Here is a 17,183-nt window from a genome sequence, read left to right as displayed (position 1 = left end):
TCAAATCAGGCGGTTTTGCTTCCGATAGAGGCTGCTCCCGTTTCGAAGAACAGTCTCTCAAGAACAAGCGACAATCCGCCTATTATTTTGTTATCACTATCGAGCGCGCTTAAGTGAACGACTGAAGAACTATTGCTGTCTGGAGCGAGTTGATCTATCTTTTTCAGAAGAGACTGAAAGATATGATCGCTTTTGAAGAGCGGTCCGTAAAGAATTACTCTTTCTGGATTGAAGATCTTCATTACGTTTGCTATGCCAAGACTCAAATACTCCAGAGCCTTTTCAACAACTCTTATGACTCCCATATCTCTCGCTTCGTAAGCTTCAACGATATCTTCCAAAGATAGATTCCTATCATCGGCATTTAAGTTTAGCCATGGAGTCTCTCCTCTTTGCATTAGCTCTTTGATTTCCCGAATAATATTCTCGGCCGACGTCAGGGCTTCAAGACAACCCTTCTGCCCGCACCTGCACAGGGGTCCCTCCCTTTCTATAACCATATGACCGATTTCGCCAGCACAATCTGTGGATCCGTAGAACAAACTCTTGTTGATTATCATCGCAGAACCGAGTCCGGGACTATGCTTCACAAATATAAGATTGTTCACTCCTGAGTGCTTTTGCAAACTCAATTCCGAAACTGCAAGCGCTCTGACGTTATTTTCGACTACTACTTTTATACCCAAACTCTCTTCGAGTATTTGACGGATATTTACCGGCTGGGACCATATCCCATAGGCGAGATTGCTCTGACCGCTTTCCGGATCGACACTTCCGACGATACCGATACCGATACCGAGAACATTATCTTTGGTAATGCTCTGTTTCCAGAGCATTTGCATAACTCTGCTCGAAATCTCGTTAAGGAATTCAGTCGCAGATTTCTCTCTTTTAGTATTGAACTCCTCATAACCAAGAAGATTGAAGTCCATATCCGAAACACCAATGGCTGTAGTCTTTGTGCTTATATTGAGACCTATTATGTACTTTCTCTCTTTATCGATATCTACAAGAATTCTCCTTCTACCTGCCTTCGAACTTCTCTGGGCCATCCCGGTTTCCTTAAGTAAGCCCTGATCTATCATCTCATTCACCAGATTAGTAACCGCTGCCGGCGTCAACCCCGACAGCAATGCCATTTCTCTCCTTGAAAGAGGCCCTCGATCCCTGAGAAGTCTCAGTATTAGAGAACGGTTTCTCGGTTTGATAGACGATACGTTCAACCCGTAAGTCTTATTCACCATAAATCAACTATTTCCTCCGGAAATTTCCTAAGAATCGGAATTTCGAATTAGTAAACACAATTAACTAAACGACATCAGCTACATTCTATCACGGAAAAAAGTGGAGATATAACAGAATAATTCAACCTGTTAATTTAAGTATCTTCTCAATTGCCCCGAATTAGTAAATGGTACCTTCTTTTTTTACGAGCAGTTATAGCCGATTATCAAGCGTGTTCTCAACGTATCTTCTCCATACTAACCTATGGTTAGCCTTGTATTAGTTAACGCCTTTAATTATATGTTGTTATTTGCCTATCATTTATTGTAGAATCATTCAAGTAGATCCTTTGCTATCTGTTAGTTCTCTTTCTTAGCTATGTTCAACTTCAAAAAAGGGAGGTTCAATTATGAAGAAACTGCTAGTAGTTCTCTTTCTGGCTCTGTTATGTTTAACTGCATTCGGTGCCACAAATATCAAAGTTCTTGCCTGGGACGATGCACACACACAGGCTTGGGTAGCGAATCTTAAGGATTTCGAAAAGGCAACCGGAATTAAAGTCGATCTCGAGTTGATTCCATCAGGTTCAATGCTCCAGAAAACATCTCTCAATGTTACCGAGAACAAAGCAAACTACGACCTTGTAGCCATAGACGAAGGTAATGTCGCGAAGTTCGGAGATCTTCTCGTTCCTTATTCAAAATGGCCCGAGGGAAAGACCTTCAAGAAGATAAGCACCACCGAGATTCCTCAAGCGATCTTTGAGGCTGCCCTCTGGAAGGGTGAGATTCAGGGAATTCCGATTAACGGAAACGTATATGTTTGGATCACCAGAAAGGATCTGGTCGAAGACCCACAATTCAAGAAGGAATTCATGGAAATGTTTGGCTATGAGTTGAGAGTTCCCGAAACGCTGGATCAGCTTGCAAACATGGCCGAATTCTTTAAAACAAAGGGAATATATGGCTGGGCACCGTTCACAAAAAACACAGAAGGAGCAACCTGCGAGGCCATAATGTTCTTTGAAGCCTTTGGTACGCACTTCATGCAGGATGTTGCCGGAAAGTACGTCATAACTCTCGACAAGGAGAAAGCGCTTGAAGCCATTCTCTTCTACAAGCGGCTTATGCAGTATGCACCTCCAGGTGCCAACGATATGGGTCATGCCGAAAGAATAGCGGCCTTCAGCGACGGAAAGGTCTTCTCGATGTTCCAGTGGCCGGGTATTATCCCTTCACACGAAAACGAAGACGAATCTCTCGTTGTTGGAAAGATAGAGTATACTGCGCCGCCGGCCGGTCCATCCGCCCGTGCCGCGGTAAGAGGTTGCTGGATTCTAGGTATCCCAAAGGCTTCGACAAATGCCGCAGCGGCAGCAGAGTTTGCATACTGGTTGAACTCTTACGATGCCGGCATAAAGCTTGCCGAAGATGGAATGACACCCGTAAGAACAGATCTTCTCACAAATCCTGTCCTTCTAGAGACAAATCCTTGGTACGAAGGAATGGCAGATTCAGGGCTATTTGCAGTCAGCAGGCCTAACAGGGCAGCCTTCTATCCAGAGATCTCTGAACAGATCAAAGTAAACTGGCTGGCTGCCGTTCTTGGGACTGTCGATCCCGTAACCGCGATAAATAACATGGTAGACCAGGTGCAGGCACTACTCGACAAGTATGAAAATTAGCAACAGATTGATTCGAAGGAACTCCCGCAAGGGAGTTCTTTCCTATCTTTACTTCATTTTGCCGGCGCTCATCATTGTCGGTGTAGTCCTTGTATTTCCAATCATATATTCGGTTGTACTGTCTTTTTTCAACTGGGCACAGGTCGATGACGGGAGAAGAGCCTTTATTGGATTTCAGAACTACTTCGATCTTTTCAAAGACAGGCAATTCTGGAATTCGCTTTCTCTTCAGCTAGGCTTCATATTGATCGCGATACCTATTCAGCTCGTAATAGGTTTCTTTGTGGCTATACTTTTCAACAGGGAATTTCCGGCTGCGGGATTGCTGCGAACACTTTTACTGCTGCCAGTCTTTACGCTGCCCGTACTCTCGGGTCTTACCTGGAGATTGATGCTTCAACCGGGATATGGAGTGATAAGCTATCTGCTCGAGATCGTCGGTTTCGATGCGTCCAGAGGCATTCTTTCAGACAGCGGTCTCGCATATATCGCTGTTATTGTGCAGGATATTTGGAGGATGTGGCCCTTCATGTTCATGATTTTATATGCAGGGCTTAAAAGCCTTCCCGCGGATATAATGGAGGCTGCAGAGCTCGATGGTGCAAACTTCTTCAAGAAGACCTTCTTGATAACAATTCCGATGTTGAAACAGACTATAACCACGGCAATACTTCTTAGAACAATAGACGCTTTGAGGATATTCTCCGAGGTCTTTGTCATGACTAATGGTGGACCCGGAAACGCAACTATGCTGTATTCACTCTATATTCACAAGCAGGCCTTTGAGTTTGGTAAGCTGGGCTACGCTTCTTCCATGGCCGTCATTCTCATAATTGTCAGTCTTTTGTTCGCTTTCGGTCTGGTGAGAAAGAATATGGACATCGACACGCTTTAAGGTTTGGTGGTATTTATGGCGAAAATGAGGAGAAAAAGAGCGATAACAAAGTGGATTCTATTTACCATAGCACTGATAATAGTAGCGGTAGAGCTGTTTCCGATATTCATCATAATCAGCAGCGGATTCAAGAAAGATTTGGATATTCGCAATTCTAACCCCTTCAGTTTCAACCCAAATCTCACGAGTTACAAGAGAGTTCTCGGGAAGAGCGACTTTCTGCCTTCAATAAAGAACAGTCTCATAGTGGGGTTGTCATCGACCGCTATTTCTTTGCTGGTGGGCGCTATGGCCTCATATGGAATCTCGAGATTCAGGTTCAAAGGACGAAAAGTCGTTTCGTATTCCTTCCTGGTATCGAGAATGGTTCCGCAGATAGCACTCGCTGTGCCACTGTTCATGTTGTTTGACTCACTCGCAATGACCGATTCATATATTTCGCTCATACTTGCATACACGAGTTTTAATATACCTTATGTTATCTGGTTGCTTCTGCCATTCTTCTCTTCAATATCCTATTCTTTTGAAGAGGCTGCCCGCGTGGATGGCTGCAACAGAATACAGATATTCTGGAAGATCTTTCTCCCCCTCACGGCGCCTGGACTTATGGTGGCCGCAATTTTTGCGTTCATAATGTCATGGAACGAATTCATTTATGCGCTTGTTCTCACGGGAACTTCTACAAAGACGGCTCCTATATCGGTGAACGGGTTTCTCGGTCAGTATGCGCCAAGATGGGGACAACTGGCGGCCGCTGGCACTATAATACTCATACCCGTAATCATCTTCACTCTCACTCTCCAGAAGTATATTATAGGCGGACTAACTGCCGGCGGAGTCAAAGAATAATTCTGGTAAGCATACAAACATTCCTCCCGGGGAGGAGCATAAAATCTATGCTTCTCCCTGACGTTTTTAGTATTGATTGAAGGTTTCCATGGCTCCTTTGCACGGAAAGTATTCTTTGAAGTTCCTGAAGTACAGCAGCTCCTCTTTAGAACTTTCAATAGCTCCATCGCCATCGCTTCGAATTCACAATCGCTGATCTGCTGTTCAGCATATTCGTTCATACTCAACTTTGACAGCAACGAATCTAAAAACAGCTAAACAAGGGGAAAAATGAAAAGAAAAACAGACGTACCACCATAGTGGTATATTATGCAATCTCTTTGAGTAGATCCGGGGGTCTTATTTTGAGTGCTTTGAAAGCGTCGTAAGCATTGCCCATCATTTCAGTCCTTGCAAGAAAGCGTTTGCCTTCTACCGTTAGCTCAACTGCCCTTATCTCTTTCAAGTCTTCGAGTATTTCTGCGTAAGAGAAAGTACTTCCAATCTCTTTCAGCTTTCTACATAAGGCAGTCTCCATTACAAGCGCAAGGAAACAGATCATTATGTGGCCCTTCACCCTCGTGTCTGTGTAATGGTATATAGGGCGAAGATCGAGCCCGCTCTTCAGTTCCCTGAATGCCCTCTCTACTTTCCACAGTAATTTGTACGATTGAGCAACCTCTCTATTGGTAAGTTTTGTTTGTTCTTAGAACGTATTTGCCATCGTGTTTTACTTCTGGGTAAATTGCGGACTGCCTCCATTATTTACAAATGGTCATCGTAGCCAACGATAGTGTTTGCGTGATTAGTGTTTGGATTCGTGTAATTCGTACTGTTCCATACGTCGGAGGGACTCAAGTTTGCATACTTGTCAGCGTCGACGGAAATGGAAACTAGATATCCGGCATTTATGTACGATTTCAGTGTCTGAATGTCCTGATCGTTTTCTACCATCAGGACTCTCATTACGTTGGTGCGGCTCCTGTACCTCGGGGCTTCTCTCCACGCAGACTCCGAAGGCCATGTCTTGCTGTCGTTAGGATTGTAGGGCATCTCTTTCCAGCTGCTCACGCCTGTATTAGATATAAGCTTCATCGCATCCTGGTATGCGGAACCTTGATCATAGCCATCGTTTATCTGGTGATAGATGAAATCTGGACTGAGTATCCTGTCCTGGTAGGAAGCAGTGGGCGCCCCGTAGTATCCTCCCACCCATTGAGCACCGCTTAGGTCCCAGTTCCTGTCACAGGCTTCATAAAAAGTGGCTGTGTAATACCCTACCGAGAAGGCTACACATGAACCTTCGTTTCCCTGATTACCTATCGGTGGAAAGTGGATCGAACTTGAATGGTCAAGAGAAACAGGTAGCGTCTCCTGCAGACCAAAAGCCTCCATCTCATACCAGCTGTTTGCTATCTCTTCCCACTCTTCAACCGAGGGCGGTCTCAGACCAGTGCCGTAACCGTTTATTATCTCGTTGTAGCCTCTTCCCTCTTCATACACACCCATCGTTTCTTTCATTCCTTCGAGTAGTCTCTTTGAAAGACCTCCATCGTTTGAAGAGAGATCGTAGTTCGAAGCGGCCGAGACTGTGACGCCCGGGATCTGTACATTCACATAAGAGTTGTTGACGGTGTTCTTTGGTGTCTGTGTGGATGTGAAGACACTTGAAGGGATACCCGATGGATAATTGTCGTATATCTCTACCGAGAAGAACTCGATAGTGCCTGTGCTGCCTGTATTCGTATCATATACTTTCAGATATAACGTCTCGTTATTGAATGGAAGGAGTTCGGTTATGTCCAAGACCATTTTGTTGTCTGGGTAAGGGTGTGGCCCGCTACGTTGATAATAGTCATCGAATCTCTTCTCTCTTGAAGGAGAAGAGGGGTTTCCTACGCCTACATAAACGCTACAATCATCCCTGACCAGGTGTGATATCTTGAAAATGGCTATCGCTCTGGGTTCATAGTTGTCTTTGGGATCGACCACAAAGCACAGAACCTTATTCTGTTTCATGGCTTCATAGGTTATATACAGAAAACCGTCAGGGACGTTTTCCCATCCCCCTATTCCCCATGAGTTGGCCACTTTGAAGCCTCCGGTTTCCTGTGAAGCTGCATTATAAGTGAAGTTCCAGGAGATTACATTCGAATAGGCGCCGTCGCTGTCTTGTGCCCTGACTTCGAATACGTGGGCGCCCTCTGAGTAGCCGCTCCACGTGTAACTCGTGTTCAAGTCGTTGTCTGTCCAGCTTCCTCCGTCTTTTCTGTATTCGTATAAGGTAATGCTCCCGTCGGGATCGACTCCGTCCCAGCTGAATGCGTTGCTGTCTTCCCCTATCGCCCCCTCCATTCCACTCACTTTCTCTATTACCGGTGGAATGTTGGGTATATCGTAAACGAAGTTCCAGGAGATTACATTCGAATAGGCACCTTCGTCGTCCTGCGCCCTGACTTCGAATACGTGAGCGCCCTCTGAGTAGCCGCTCCACGTGTAACTCGTGTTCAAGCCGTGGTCTGTCCAGCTTCCTCCGTCTTTTCTGTATTCGTATAAGGCTATGCTCCCGTTGGGATCGTCTCCGGCCCAGCTGAAAGTGACGCTACTCTGGTTCATCGTTCCGGATGGACCGCTCAACTTATTGATCACAGGTAGTCTATTGACCGTTATTCCAAAAGCAACTTGACCGTTTCCGCCCTTATTGTCCGTTACTCTCACAGTTACAGTCTTCGTTCCGGCATCTGTGTATGTAGCTGTGTAGGTGTATGTAGATCCCGCTATGTTTCCCACTCCGGATACTAGAGTAAAGGTTAGAGCATCTCCGTCCGGGTCATCTGCATAGTCGTTCAGGTTGAGGGTAAGGGTCTCCCCTTCGTTCATCGTCTGGTCCTGTATGTCCAGCATAGGGGGTCTGTTTACGTCGGTTACACTTATGGTAAAAGTAGAGGTCGCTTCTCCACCCTTTCCATCGTTCGCGCTTATGCTTACCTCGAAATCTATACTCTCGGCTGCCGGGTCGTACTCTCTAACCTTTTTCAGTACATCGTAATCGGGGGTGTAGGTATATGTCGCACCGGTTATCTCTCCAACTCCGGATACTAGAGTAAAGGTTAGATCGTCTTCATCGGGGTCATCTGCATAGTCGTTTAGGTTGAGGGTAAGGGTTTCTCCTTCGTTCATCGTCTGGTCCGGTATGTCCAATACAGGGGGTCTGTTAACATCGTTTACCGTTATTTTGAATGTGTCTTCTGCTGACTTATCCTTTGCATTCGTTACTCTTATCTTCACCTCTTTCTGGCCGGAGTCATCAAATGTCGGGGTGTATCTGTAATCGCTCCCCACTATCTCTCCAACTCCGGATACTATTGCAAAGGCAAGGGTGTTCTTGTCTTTGTCTTCGGCGTATTGTTTTAGGTCGAACTGAAGTACCTGTCCTTCATCTACTGTCTTATCAGGTATGGTCAGTTTTGGTGGTTTGTCAATGGTAGGACAGCCAAGAAGGAGAAACATAATCGAAAAGAGAAACAAGAATAAACAGACAGACAGAAGCTTGTTCTTCATAACCCACCCCCACTAGCGAGGCCTCGCACCGGGAATTAACACTTCAAGTCTATGAGATTATGCGGGAATGTAAGTGCTACGCTCTCTTGTGAATAATATACCACTTGTTACATTGCAGGCAAAGCAATCTTTTTCTGTTAATAGAGAGTAATAGTGCCCTATTGGCTATCCAAACACGCTATTAGACGACAAAATAGGGACTCCATTTTCTCAAGAGCAGTTCCGCGTTCCTTTGATTCGCGTTCAAGCAGGCTTTCCGTCAACTGTTCACCGTTCTCCGCAGAGCAGCCGTCAAAGAGAAAAACATTGTTCTTTGTTCCAGAGCAAGGATCAGTTCTTCGTTCTTGGTCAAGTGCATATCAAAGAGAGAGATGCTTGTGGCGGCGGAAGCTTCAACGCCTCTGACTGGTTTCTTCTTTCTCTCTCTCTTCTCTCATGAGCGCAGCGAACGTCTCGACTGTGCTCTTTCTCGATTGATCTTATCGGAGGACGGGTTTTTGCTCTTGGACGGCTGACGGAGGACCGCTCTCCCAGCGTTCAGCGGGTTCACCGCTTTTAAGCGTACAGCGGCCTTTTCGGTGAATGGGTTCATGATCTTGAACGGTCAACGGTGAACCGTATTTCACAGCCATCAGCGCGTTGTTGTTCTTAAGCGCACAGCGGTTTTTTGAGCGAGATCCTGTGCTGGTAACTCTGAATGACGTGGGGGACGTCAAATGGGGGAAGCTGAACATTAGCGGAGATTCAGTTATTCTCTCCAGTCCTGCAACTTCAATCCTGGAATTCTGCTGAAGTTTTTCATGTTGTGCGTGACTAAAGTCATGTCGTTTTCGATGGCAATACCGGCTATGAGAAGATCTATATCATCCAAAGGCGTTCCGAGTTTTCTAAGATATGCGTAGTGCGTCGCAGCGATAGAAGCTGATTCAAGCGTAATAGGAAGTACTTCATTGAACAGACAAAACTTCAGGAATTGCTCTATTTGTCTTGTCGCTTCAATATGTCTCAAACCACCGCAAAAACATTTAAAAAAATTGGGACAGACTTTATTATTTACTTACCTGTAATGTATTTATTCATAAATACTCCTCGTTTTTATCAGACAAAGCACAAAGGGGCGTTCGAAAACAGAAAACGCCCCTGAACTAGATTTTGGTCGGTAAAGAGTATTTACTCCGCTTCTTCCACGGTGATATGAAGAGTGCGTTCAAGCAGTATGTTTTGGAGTTCGAAGTTTGGGAAATCAACAAGAAGGGCTGATATCACGAGCTCATAGTCTCCTGCCCCGGGCAGAAGGTCTTTTCGGGACGGACTTTTTTATTTACATTTGCGTAATATAGAACTTCATTCAGGAGAGCAGTGCAAAGAGAGATGAAGACAAAAGAGATACAAGAAGAGGTATCTCCTTGCCTTTTTCACCACGAGGGGATCGATATGTTGTTTTTTGATTATGAATTATGGTCTAATTGGTACGAGAGGGGGTGAAAGCAGTGCGAAAAGCGTACATAGTACTTGTATTGTTGGTGAGCTTAGTACTGTTGAATGGTTGCGTTCTGGAAGGTATTTGGAGAAGACTTCCGACAGAGTTTCGAGGAGTAGTGGCAAATGAGTCGAGTTATACTCTAGAAATCAGGATCTATGACACGGATGCAAACAAACTCATCTACACTACAACCCTCGCGCCTGATCACTATACAATAACACACTTGGATGAGAGAAATTACACACTCCGCTCCGAGAGAGCTTTCTCTGATATCTACCACAAGACCGCATACATTCATCCCAACGCAATCAAAGCAGATTGCTCTTACGATGGTGTCTACTACGATTGGCGGGTAATCTTTAGAGATGGTTATCCTATAGTTGACCCGTAGGTGTAGGGTGTATCTGGAAACTCCTGGGTTGGTTTGACTGGTGTACTATGAGATCCACGTATCTTTACAAATGGCGAGTCTCCTGAAACCATTGAAGTGCAACATCTTTTCCTCTTCTTTTCCTTTGTAGAGAACTGAGTACATGTCTGTTACCTGGTGAGGTTTCTGGGCTGTCAGAGAGGAAACCTATGAGTTTCCAATAATCTAGGGCGACTCCTAAGATAGTATTTGTCGATGAGCAGCTTTGTCCTTATCTTGAACACTTTCTTCAGCTTCAATAAGTGAGAAACATCCATCTACGTCCTCTCAGGTTATTGGGAAGCTCTGCATTTTGTTTTTTGTTGCGTGAAGTTGTATTGAGCATGACCAACCAAGTTCTACTCGCACAATGTCAAAGCTTTTGCCATTCGTTCGATACTCCCTATGACTACCAGATCCAAGTAAACAGCTCATACTATTTCAATTGTCTTCGTCAGAGCTAATAATCTGTGCATCATTTGAGACAAGGAGGGATTACTAGATGTCTATTAAGAAGAGTTCTGAGAGTTCTCCACGACTTCTTCTGGTCGTAGTTCTGCTTCTTGCCGTAGTTCTATGCTGTGAGCTTGTTGTTACAGCTAGTGAGATTGAATTCTATGGGCCCAAAAAGCGAGTTGCAATTGCAGATGTAGAAGTTCTTGCTCCGGGTGCTCCAAGAGGTTTGGCAAACGGTATTGAAGAAATGCTTATTAGCAGTCTTCACCAGAGTGGTCGATTCATAGTACTCGAACGTTCTGCCTTGGAAGAGATTTTAAGAGAGCAACGATTGAGCTTGACTGGTGTAATCAGACCAGATACCGCTGCAAAAGTAGGAGAGCTCTTTGGTGCTCAGATCCTTGTAAAGACAGTAGTTACCGGGTTTGCAGAAGAGAAGATTGGCACAGTTCAGCTGGGCCCCCTAGTTGTTTCCATAGTCCGAGGATATATAGCTATGGATATGAGGATATTTGATGCAAACACTGGGGTTATTATCGAGAGCAGAAAAGCAGAGTCGACTATTACAGAAACAGGAGGGGGGGTCCTGATTCGTGGTGGTATTATCGACTTCACTATTTCTGACTACGAAAAGACGCCCTTGGGGAAGGCTACCAGAGAGGTAATTGACAAACTGGTCGACTTCATTGTCAGTGAGGTACGACCTGTTCCCTGGCAGGGTCGCGTAGCGATTGCAGAACCCAGCAAGGTATACGTCAACGCAGGATTTGATGTCGGCATGCAGAATAACTCATATCTAGAAATCTTTGAACGTGGTAGAGAGATTATTGATCCATCAACTGGACTTTCTCTTGGCTTTCAGAAAACAGGGATTGGTGTGGCAATTGTTGAAGAAGTTAGTGAAAAGTACTCTGTTGCATCGCTTCTTGCAGGATCTGCTGGCTCTGATGGAGATATCGTCGAATTTGTGAGAGCCGAGAGTGTTACTGGTATCATCGAAAAATACAAAGCTCATCGCCCTGATGATAATCGAGAAGTAAAGGACGGCGAACGAGATCCTGTTCTAAGTAAATCAATCGTTGTTATGATCCCGGAGACCCATATAAGAAGGCGTGTGGAGACGCGTATACCAGATCCTGCAGCTGAGACAGAGATTATCAGAGTACTAGTCGAACATGGTTTTAATGTTGTTGACCAGATAAAGGTGGCCGAGATTCGCTATACGGAAATGGCTTTTGCAGCAATCCATGACGTGAGAAATGCCATATCTCTTGCTCGGCAGTTTGATGCTGACATGATTATCATAGGTGAAGCTCTTAGCGAATGGGTTGAAGACATACATAATATGGTATCCTGCAGGGCACGAGTTGAGGCTCGAATAATTGACATGAACACTGGAAGAATTCTCGCAGCAGATGGAGTAGAAGGTTCTGCTCTGGATGTAAGTGAAGGAATAGCGTCAAAGAAAGCTCTCAGAGCAGCAAGCACAATGCTGGCAAATTACTTCGTTGATCAGCTATTCGCGCAGCAACCCGATGAATACGTTGTTATGGAACAGATCGAGGTTCTGATCACAGGACTCAGTAGTTATAGACAGCTTATGGAGTTTGAAGAGGCTCTTGAACAGATTGATGGAATTGCGGAGGTTCACAGACAGAGTTATGCAGGGGGCATTGCAAGGTTCACCTTGAGGAGTTCAGTAACGGCTCGTGAGATAACCGACGCACTGTTCCGATGGGCTTTCGATTCATTCGACCTTGATGTTACGTACTTCTCGTCTTCTAAAATCGAGCTTGAGGCAATGTGAAATGTGGAGATCATTGTGAATAAGAGCTCCCCGAGATAATGTGCATAAGATTATCATCTGTGGTGATCGCCAGGAGTATCAACTAGGGGTAGTAGCCGGTTAGACCACGAAATGTTTGACTTCTGTGTGGCCTAATTGAAAAAATGGAAAAAATGGGGACAGATACCGTTTTTTGAAGGAACGCTAGTTCCGCGAAGACCGCGCGGGTCAGAGCTGCTTCGCAGGAAGACAATAAAAATTGAGACAGCCTCCATTATTTACATCCCGGAAACGTTGTTCTACGTTCCCGCATTGAAAATAGGGACTCCATTTTTCCAAGAGCCGTCCTAGGGAAGAGAGAGACCCAGTCACTGGTGAAATGAGACGCAAGGCCGGCAAAGATCATGCCGGGACGCAATGCCCGGAGAAGCGTCCGGGGACGCAAGGCTGCCTTCGGCAGGAGGGCAACGAACTAGCCAGTCACGTTCGGTGGCCAGTCTTTGCTTCGCAAAGGCCAGTCTCGCCTTCGGCGAGGCCAGTTCCGGCTGTGCCGTCCAAACAAAGACCATTGAGAAAGAGCGTTCTGGAGAGGTTCGCTTCGCTCACGAGAGAAGAGGGAGAGAGAGAAGAAACCAGTCAGGTTGGAATTACGCCGTCACAAGAACCTCTTTGATCTCACCTTGACCAAGAACGAAGAACAGATCCTTGCTCTGGAACAAAGAACAATGATTTCTCTTTGATGGCTGTCTGCTCTCTCGGTGGACGGCGGACCGTTGACGGACAACGTTGTCTTCGTCAGCGACCAGCGAAAAGCGGCTCTTTGATGGGAGATCCCGTACAGGAGCATTACGGGATGACAACCGGACCAACTCGTTTCATTTTCCCTCAACCTTTCAAGTCATGAAGTGGGGTCTGGCGTCTCGTAGGAGCTTTAGGGGCTGTTCTGAGCGTTAACGAAAATTGGAATCTGAGGAACCGGACAGTACCTATTTGCACCGGTGGCATCTGACATTCGACAGAACGTCAAGGGTTGCATGAAGTGAAGCATAGAAACGTACAGGCAATTCACTAGACGTGGAGTCGGAAAGAATACAGGAGTTCTATTTCAACGGTGCTATTTTTTAGAGTTGCAGAGACTTCGCATCACCCCATGCTGCCGAAAGATCATTCTGGTGCATTGAAGCCCATTCAATCCGAGTCCCGGGGCTCTGTGAGGTAAGGCTCCTGCGATGACTGCCAGTGACTCTATTTCTAAATAGCTTAATGTTCACCATCGTGAGCATAGAAGTGTGAAGGAAGTTCATCTTCGTGGTACATGTAGATTACTATTCCATACAGCCGACTGATTGCAGGCATTCACACCGCGGCCTTTGTTTTGGGGAAGATCTCTTCTGGCTTCTTTCCCGTTATCCTCATAAAAAGCGAATCAGCGCAGCTTTCAAGATCTTCTCCCCATGCTAAAGCTCTGCCGTCCCTGACAATGCTAACGCCTTCAAAAAACTCATAATTCTTGAGAGGACCGAAAAGAGGAGATGCGGCCAGCTCAGAGAAATCCACTGTTCCCACTACTCCATTTTCAAAGGCGAGTTTTACCTTAAAAGCCTCCAGAGCTTCCGCCTGAGCTATTCTTATCATAATTCACCTCCTTCTCTGCTTGAATTATAGCACTGGAAGCATTTTTCTCAAGTTCATTCGCCGGAGTATTGTGCATATTCGATCTTGGACCATGTGATCTTTGAGAGGACTATTAATTCTATTGCGATAGTGTTGCTCTTCCAGAGCAAAACAAATACGGACTCTATCTTTCGATAATCTGTGTTGAAGGGAGTTCCAAGTGCCGAGATACAAGTTTAAGGAGCTGGAAGAACTTCTTCTGGTGCTTGATCAGAGATATCCGGAGAAGTGGACAACTTGTTGTCCAAAATCCCGTGGCATAACTACGAGCTATTGTCAATATTGAAAGCCGAGTGTCCACATTGGAATCGAATTTGAATGGGGCAGATCCGTATCGTCTCTTATTACGAACTCTGCTTTCTTTGGTTTCTTGCTCCTTCCTCCCACTTCAATAATCTTGCCATCTACAGAGAAATCTCCGTTTCGCTCATCCGCACAGGCAAAGATTCTTTTACCCGAATCTTCAAAGGATTGTGCCACATAGGCTTCTCTTCTTGTTCCGGTATTTCCTGTACCAATTGAGTAGAAAGTAGGGTCGCCAAAGAATATTTTCTCACCCTTGGAGAAAGTTCGATTATCATTCTGTCTATATACTATTCTGATTATTCCTGTTGCGTTCATTACAGTAAGAAGTTCATAGAGTTTTCTCTTCCCTATACCCCACTCTCTACACATTCTCTCAATGTTCAGTGTTGGAACTTTCGATATCGCCAAAAAGCCTACAACGGCATTCATTAGCCTGAAGTGAATATCCGAGATTTGCGGCACGAAGTACGGAACATCTCCATGAAGTGTCTTTTCAATAATGTGTTCTATTTGCTCTCGAAAGTCCCACTCCATATAAGACGGCCTGAATCCTCGCTCAAGATACTCCTCAAAAGCAGAAAGTACGTTTGTACAGTTTATTATCTCTTTAACTGAAGAAGGCTCAAGAGAGAATGGCTCTAATTGTGGCAGCGAAATTCCATCCCTAAGAAATATGTATTCCCTCAAAGACATTAGAGGGATTTGAATCCTGGAGAATCTTCTAGATAGATCTGCGATCCCCTGTCTTGAAACAAGGCTGCTGCTATCGCTAGCTATTACCAGTTTTCCCGGATAGGAATCGTAGAGGGCCTTAAGATGGATGCTCCAATCTTTTGCGTAGTGAGCCTCATCCACAACTATCCCCTCATAACCCCTTACAAAAGCTGTCTTTGCTATGCTCCATAGGTCACTAGTAGAAACGAGAGGGTTGTCAGCCGAGACGTAGAGTACTTTTCTCTCCCTAAATCTGTGCAGAAGAAAAGTGGTTTTTCCAACCCCTCTTGGCCCAAAGACGAGGACTGCCCTGTTCTTCATCTCTATTTTGTCGAAGTAAGGTCTCAGTCTTGAGGGGAGCTCCATTTCCTTCCTCTTTTGTATCTCTTCGAGTGACTGAACTAACTCGTCTGCATTTACTGAATCATCTCCTTCCGTTTCACTATGAAACGATCTTAGCACAGATTAGTTCCCAGATAAAACTCTATGCCTTAGGGGACTCCATTATTCGCATTCAATTAACGTGACAATGATGATAAGTTAGTCACCTTCTGTGGCAAGCAAAGGCAATCAAGAAAGAGAGTATTGAGAGGTTCACTAAACTCACGAGAGGAGAGAGGGAAGCCAGTCTGCTGGCGCAGGCCAGTCGCACTGCGTGCGGCCAGTCTTGCCTCCGGCGAGGCCAGTTCCGGCTGCGCCGGGAAAAGATCCGCTTTATTAGAAAACGCTGTACGCTGTGAAGAGTCATCCTTAGTCCTTCGTCCCAGATCATGGACCCGTCCTTGGGAAGAGCCTGAGGTCAGAGGCAAGAGGTCGGAAGAGCGAAGAGTTCTTGATTTTCTTACCTCAAGCCTCTTTCCCCTTACCTCTGATCGGCCTCGTCGTCGTCGATTGCCCAAGAACGAAGAACAGATACTTGCTCTGGAACGAAGAACCGATTATCCTCGGAGAACCGTTCAACGGCGAACCATGTTTTAAAGCGTTAAACGGTCCTCTGCTATTAAGCGTACAGCGGAACTTCTGGCGTATAGCGCATCTTCAGGGCGATATTCCGTGCAGGTACCCTGAACAGTAGCATTTCAGGGCAGGCTCTGCGGGATGACTGTCTTTTCTTACTTCACGTCATCCTCGTGGTTCAGGCCAGGATCTCGATCTTGAATCAAGAACGATGGAGCGAGAAGACGCTTTGAGTCTGAGATGAAGCTTCGCTTCGAGAGAAACCCTTTTCGAGACTTCTACAAACAATGAGAGAAAGCAGATCCCGTGCAGGTGCATCACGGGATGACCAGGTAAGTGGATTTAAGGGAAGGTTCTACGTGGATGACAGTCTTTTCTTGCTTTTCGTCATTCTGACGAAGGTCCTGGTCAGAATCTCGATCTTTGAAACAGTTGCAAGTGGCGAGTTGCGAGTTGAATAAGAAAATGGTTGTCCGTTATCGGTTCACCGTTCTCCGACAAGAATGAAAAGAGCGGTAAAGGCGTGACTAGGGTCTTGGCTTTTCACAGCGTACAACGGGTTTTCTGCTCTTAAGCGTCCAGCGGATTTTCTGGCGCAGCGACCGTCTCTATCAGCTCTTTATCGATGCTTCTTATTGGTCTCGCAAGGCAGAAACTGGTCTGTGCGAACAGACAGGCTTCAAAATCGCCTCCTGCGAAGGCAGCCTTGCGTCCCCGGATGCTTCTCCGTGCATTGCGACCTGGCGAAGCCAGCCTTGCGTCCGCCGATGTTCTTTCGGCGCCTTGCGTCTTATTCCGCTCTTTCTGACTCGGAACCTGCCCCCCAACCCCGGCTTTTTGCTTTTTCTTACAATTTGCATCACTGGAACTTGCAACTGAGCTTTTAGAAGCGATCAGCGAATTCTAAGAACGAAGAACAGATACTTGCTCTGGAACGAATAACGTTTTCCTCGGAGAACCGTTCAACGGCGAACCCAGTCTGTTTTGGTAGGGTCAAGAAATGGCGCGGTGTAAGTACAGACCTTGTGAGGCCAGGCTGTTTACTCCCCTTTCGGGAGAGTGTCCCCCTCAAGCGGGTCATCTCATCCGTTTCCATCTCCTGCCACCTCAAACCGTACGTGCGGATTTCCCGCATACGGCTTTCCTGTGTGCTTCACCTCAAGGCTTATGTGACCTATCGTGCCGGGAGTGCTTTCTGTCGGAGAT

Annotated in this window: 11 protein-coding genes and 1 pseudogene; 5 read left to right on the top strand and 7 right to left on the bottom strand. The window is 45.8% G+C overall.

Translation table 11 applies throughout. From position 1 onward, the window contains the following. Nucleotides 1-5: 5 nt before the first annotated feature. Nucleotides 6-1,244, bottom strand: a complete 1,239-nt coding sequence (locus tag Q502_RS05800; RefSeq protein WP_099829722.1) for an ROK family transcriptional regulator — start codon at nt 1,242-1,244, stop codon at nt 6-8. Between the two features lie 389 nt (nt 1,245-1,633). Between Q502_RS05800 and Q502_RS05795 the strand changes: the two genes are divergently transcribed. Genes Q502_RS05795 through Q502_RS05785 form a run of 3 tightly spaced genes read left to right on the top strand, consistent with a single transcriptional unit; the run spans nt 1,634 to nt 4,652 of the window. Beyond that, entirely contained in the window at nt 1,634-2,908 is a 1,275-nt protein-coding gene (locus Q502_RS05795; RefSeq protein WP_099829723.1) for an extracellular solute-binding protein, read from the top strand. Continuing rightward, complete coding sequence (locus Q502_RS05790; RefSeq protein ID WP_099829724.1) at nt 2,898-3,803, top strand: carbohydrate ABC transporter permease; 906 nt, start codon at nt 2,898-2,900, stop codon at nt 3,801-3,803. The genes Q502_RS05795 and Q502_RS05790 overlap by 11 nt, the downstream gene beginning before the upstream one ends. Before the next feature lie 24 nt (nt 3,804-3,827). After that, nucleotides 3,828-4,652 (top strand): carbohydrate ABC transporter permease, encoded by an 825-nt coding sequence (locus tag Q502_RS05785; protein ID WP_219724928.1) that lies wholly within the window; start codon nt 3,828-3,830, stop codon nt 4,650-4,652. Between the two features lie 307 nt (nt 4,653-4,959). Here Q502_RS05785 and Q502_RS14610 read toward each other — a convergent pair whose 3' ends face one another. From Q502_RS14610 to Q502_RS05770, 4 genes and pseudogenes are all read right to left on the bottom strand, one after another. Further along, nucleotides 4,960-5,193, bottom strand: a complete 234-nt coding sequence (locus Q502_RS14610) for a hypothetical protein (RefSeq protein WP_243392296.1) — start codon at nt 5,191-5,193, stop codon at nt 4,960-4,962. A gap of 33 nt (nt 5,194-5,226) precedes the next feature. After that, a pseudogene (locus tag Q502_RS14605) lies at nt 5,227-5,289 on the bottom strand (hypothetical protein); the annotation flags it as partial. A gap of 107 nt (nt 5,290-5,396) precedes the next feature. Beyond that, nucleotides 5,397-8,192, bottom strand: a complete 2,796-nt coding sequence (locus Q502_RS05775) for an Ig-like domain-containing protein (protein WP_099829726.1) — start codon at nt 8,190-8,192, stop codon at nt 5,397-5,399. 748 nt (nt 8,193-8,940) lie between these two features. Then, a complete protein-coding gene (locus tag Q502_RS05770; RefSeq protein ID WP_099829727.1) occupies nt 8,941-9,201 on the bottom strand; it encodes a PIN domain-containing protein in 261 nt (86 codons plus the stop codon). Nucleotides 9,202-9,682: 481 nt separating this feature from the next. On the opposite strand from Q502_RS05770, the gene Q502_RS05765 reads away from it, so the two are divergent. Beyond that, complete coding sequence (locus tag Q502_RS05765; RefSeq protein WP_099829728.1) at nt 9,683-10,066, top strand: hypothetical protein; 384 nt, start codon at nt 9,683-9,685, stop codon at nt 10,064-10,066. Nucleotides 10,067-10,586: 520 nt separating this feature from the next. Next, nucleotides 10,587-12,347, top strand: a complete 1,761-nt coding sequence (locus Q502_RS05760; RefSeq protein WP_099829729.1) for a CsgG/HfaB family protein — start codon at nt 10,587-10,589, stop codon at nt 12,345-12,347. Between the two features lie 1,335 nt (nt 12,348-13,682). Here the strand turns inward: Q502_RS05760 and Q502_RS05745 are convergent. Together Q502_RS05745 and Q502_RS05740 are read right to left on the bottom strand one after the other, a co-directional pair. After that, nucleotides 13,683-13,961, bottom strand: coding sequence for a DUF2442 domain-containing protein (locus Q502_RS05745; RefSeq protein WP_099829731.1), 279 nt, complete (start codon nt 13,959-13,961; stop codon nt 13,683-13,685). 315 nt (nt 13,962-14,276) lie between these two features. Beyond that, the gene (locus Q502_RS05740) at nt 14,277-15,482 is read right to left on the bottom strand and encodes an ATP-binding protein (RefSeq protein ID WP_258001685.1); all 1,206 of its coding nucleotides are present in this window, start codon (nt 15,480-15,482) and stop codon (nt 14,277-14,279) included. Nucleotides 15,483-17,183 lie beyond the last annotated feature (1,701 nt).

Origin of the sequence: Mesotoga sp. Brook.08.YT.4.2.5.2., from assembly GCF_003351125.1 — a bacterium.
Classification (GTDB): Bacteria; Thermotogota; Thermotogae; order Petrotogales; family Kosmotogaceae; genus Mesotoga.
This window is presented reverse-complemented; position numbering and strand designations above follow the sequence as displayed.

What these genes read in the sequence shown, in the direction of transcription:
- Q502_RS05800 (WP_099829722.1), bottom strand. Translation starts at nt 1,244, where the DNA reads ATGGTGAATAAGACTTACGGGTTGAACGTATCGTCTATCAAACCGAGA.
- Q502_RS05795 (WP_099829723.1), top strand. Translation starts at nt 1,634, where the DNA reads ATGAAGAAACTGCTAGTAGTTCTCTTTCTGGCTCTGTTATGTTTAACT.
- Q502_RS05790 (WP_099829724.1), top strand. Translation starts at nt 2,898, where the DNA reads ATGAAAATTAGCAACAGATTGATTCGAAGGAACTCCCGCAAGGGAGTT.
- Q502_RS05785 (WP_219724928.1), top strand. Translation starts at nt 3,828, where the DNA reads ATGAGGAGAAAAAGAGCGATAACAAAGTGGATTCTATTTACCATAGCA.
- Q502_RS14610 (WP_243392296.1), bottom strand. Translation starts at nt 5,193, where the DNA reads ATGATCTGTTTCCTTGCGCTTGTAATGGAGACTGCCTTATGTAGAAAG.
- Q502_RS05775 (WP_099829726.1), bottom strand. Translation starts at nt 8,192, where the DNA reads ATGAAGAACAAGCTTCTGTCTGTCTGTTTATTCTTGTTTCTCTTTTCG.
- Q502_RS05760 (WP_099829729.1), top strand. Translation starts at nt 10,587, where the DNA reads ATGTCTATTAAGAAGAGTTCTGAGAGTTCTCCACGACTTCTTCTGGTC.
- Q502_RS05745 (WP_099829731.1), bottom strand. Translation starts at nt 13,961, where the DNA reads ATGATAAGAATAGCTCAGGCGGAAGCTCTGGAGGCTTTTAAGGTAAAA.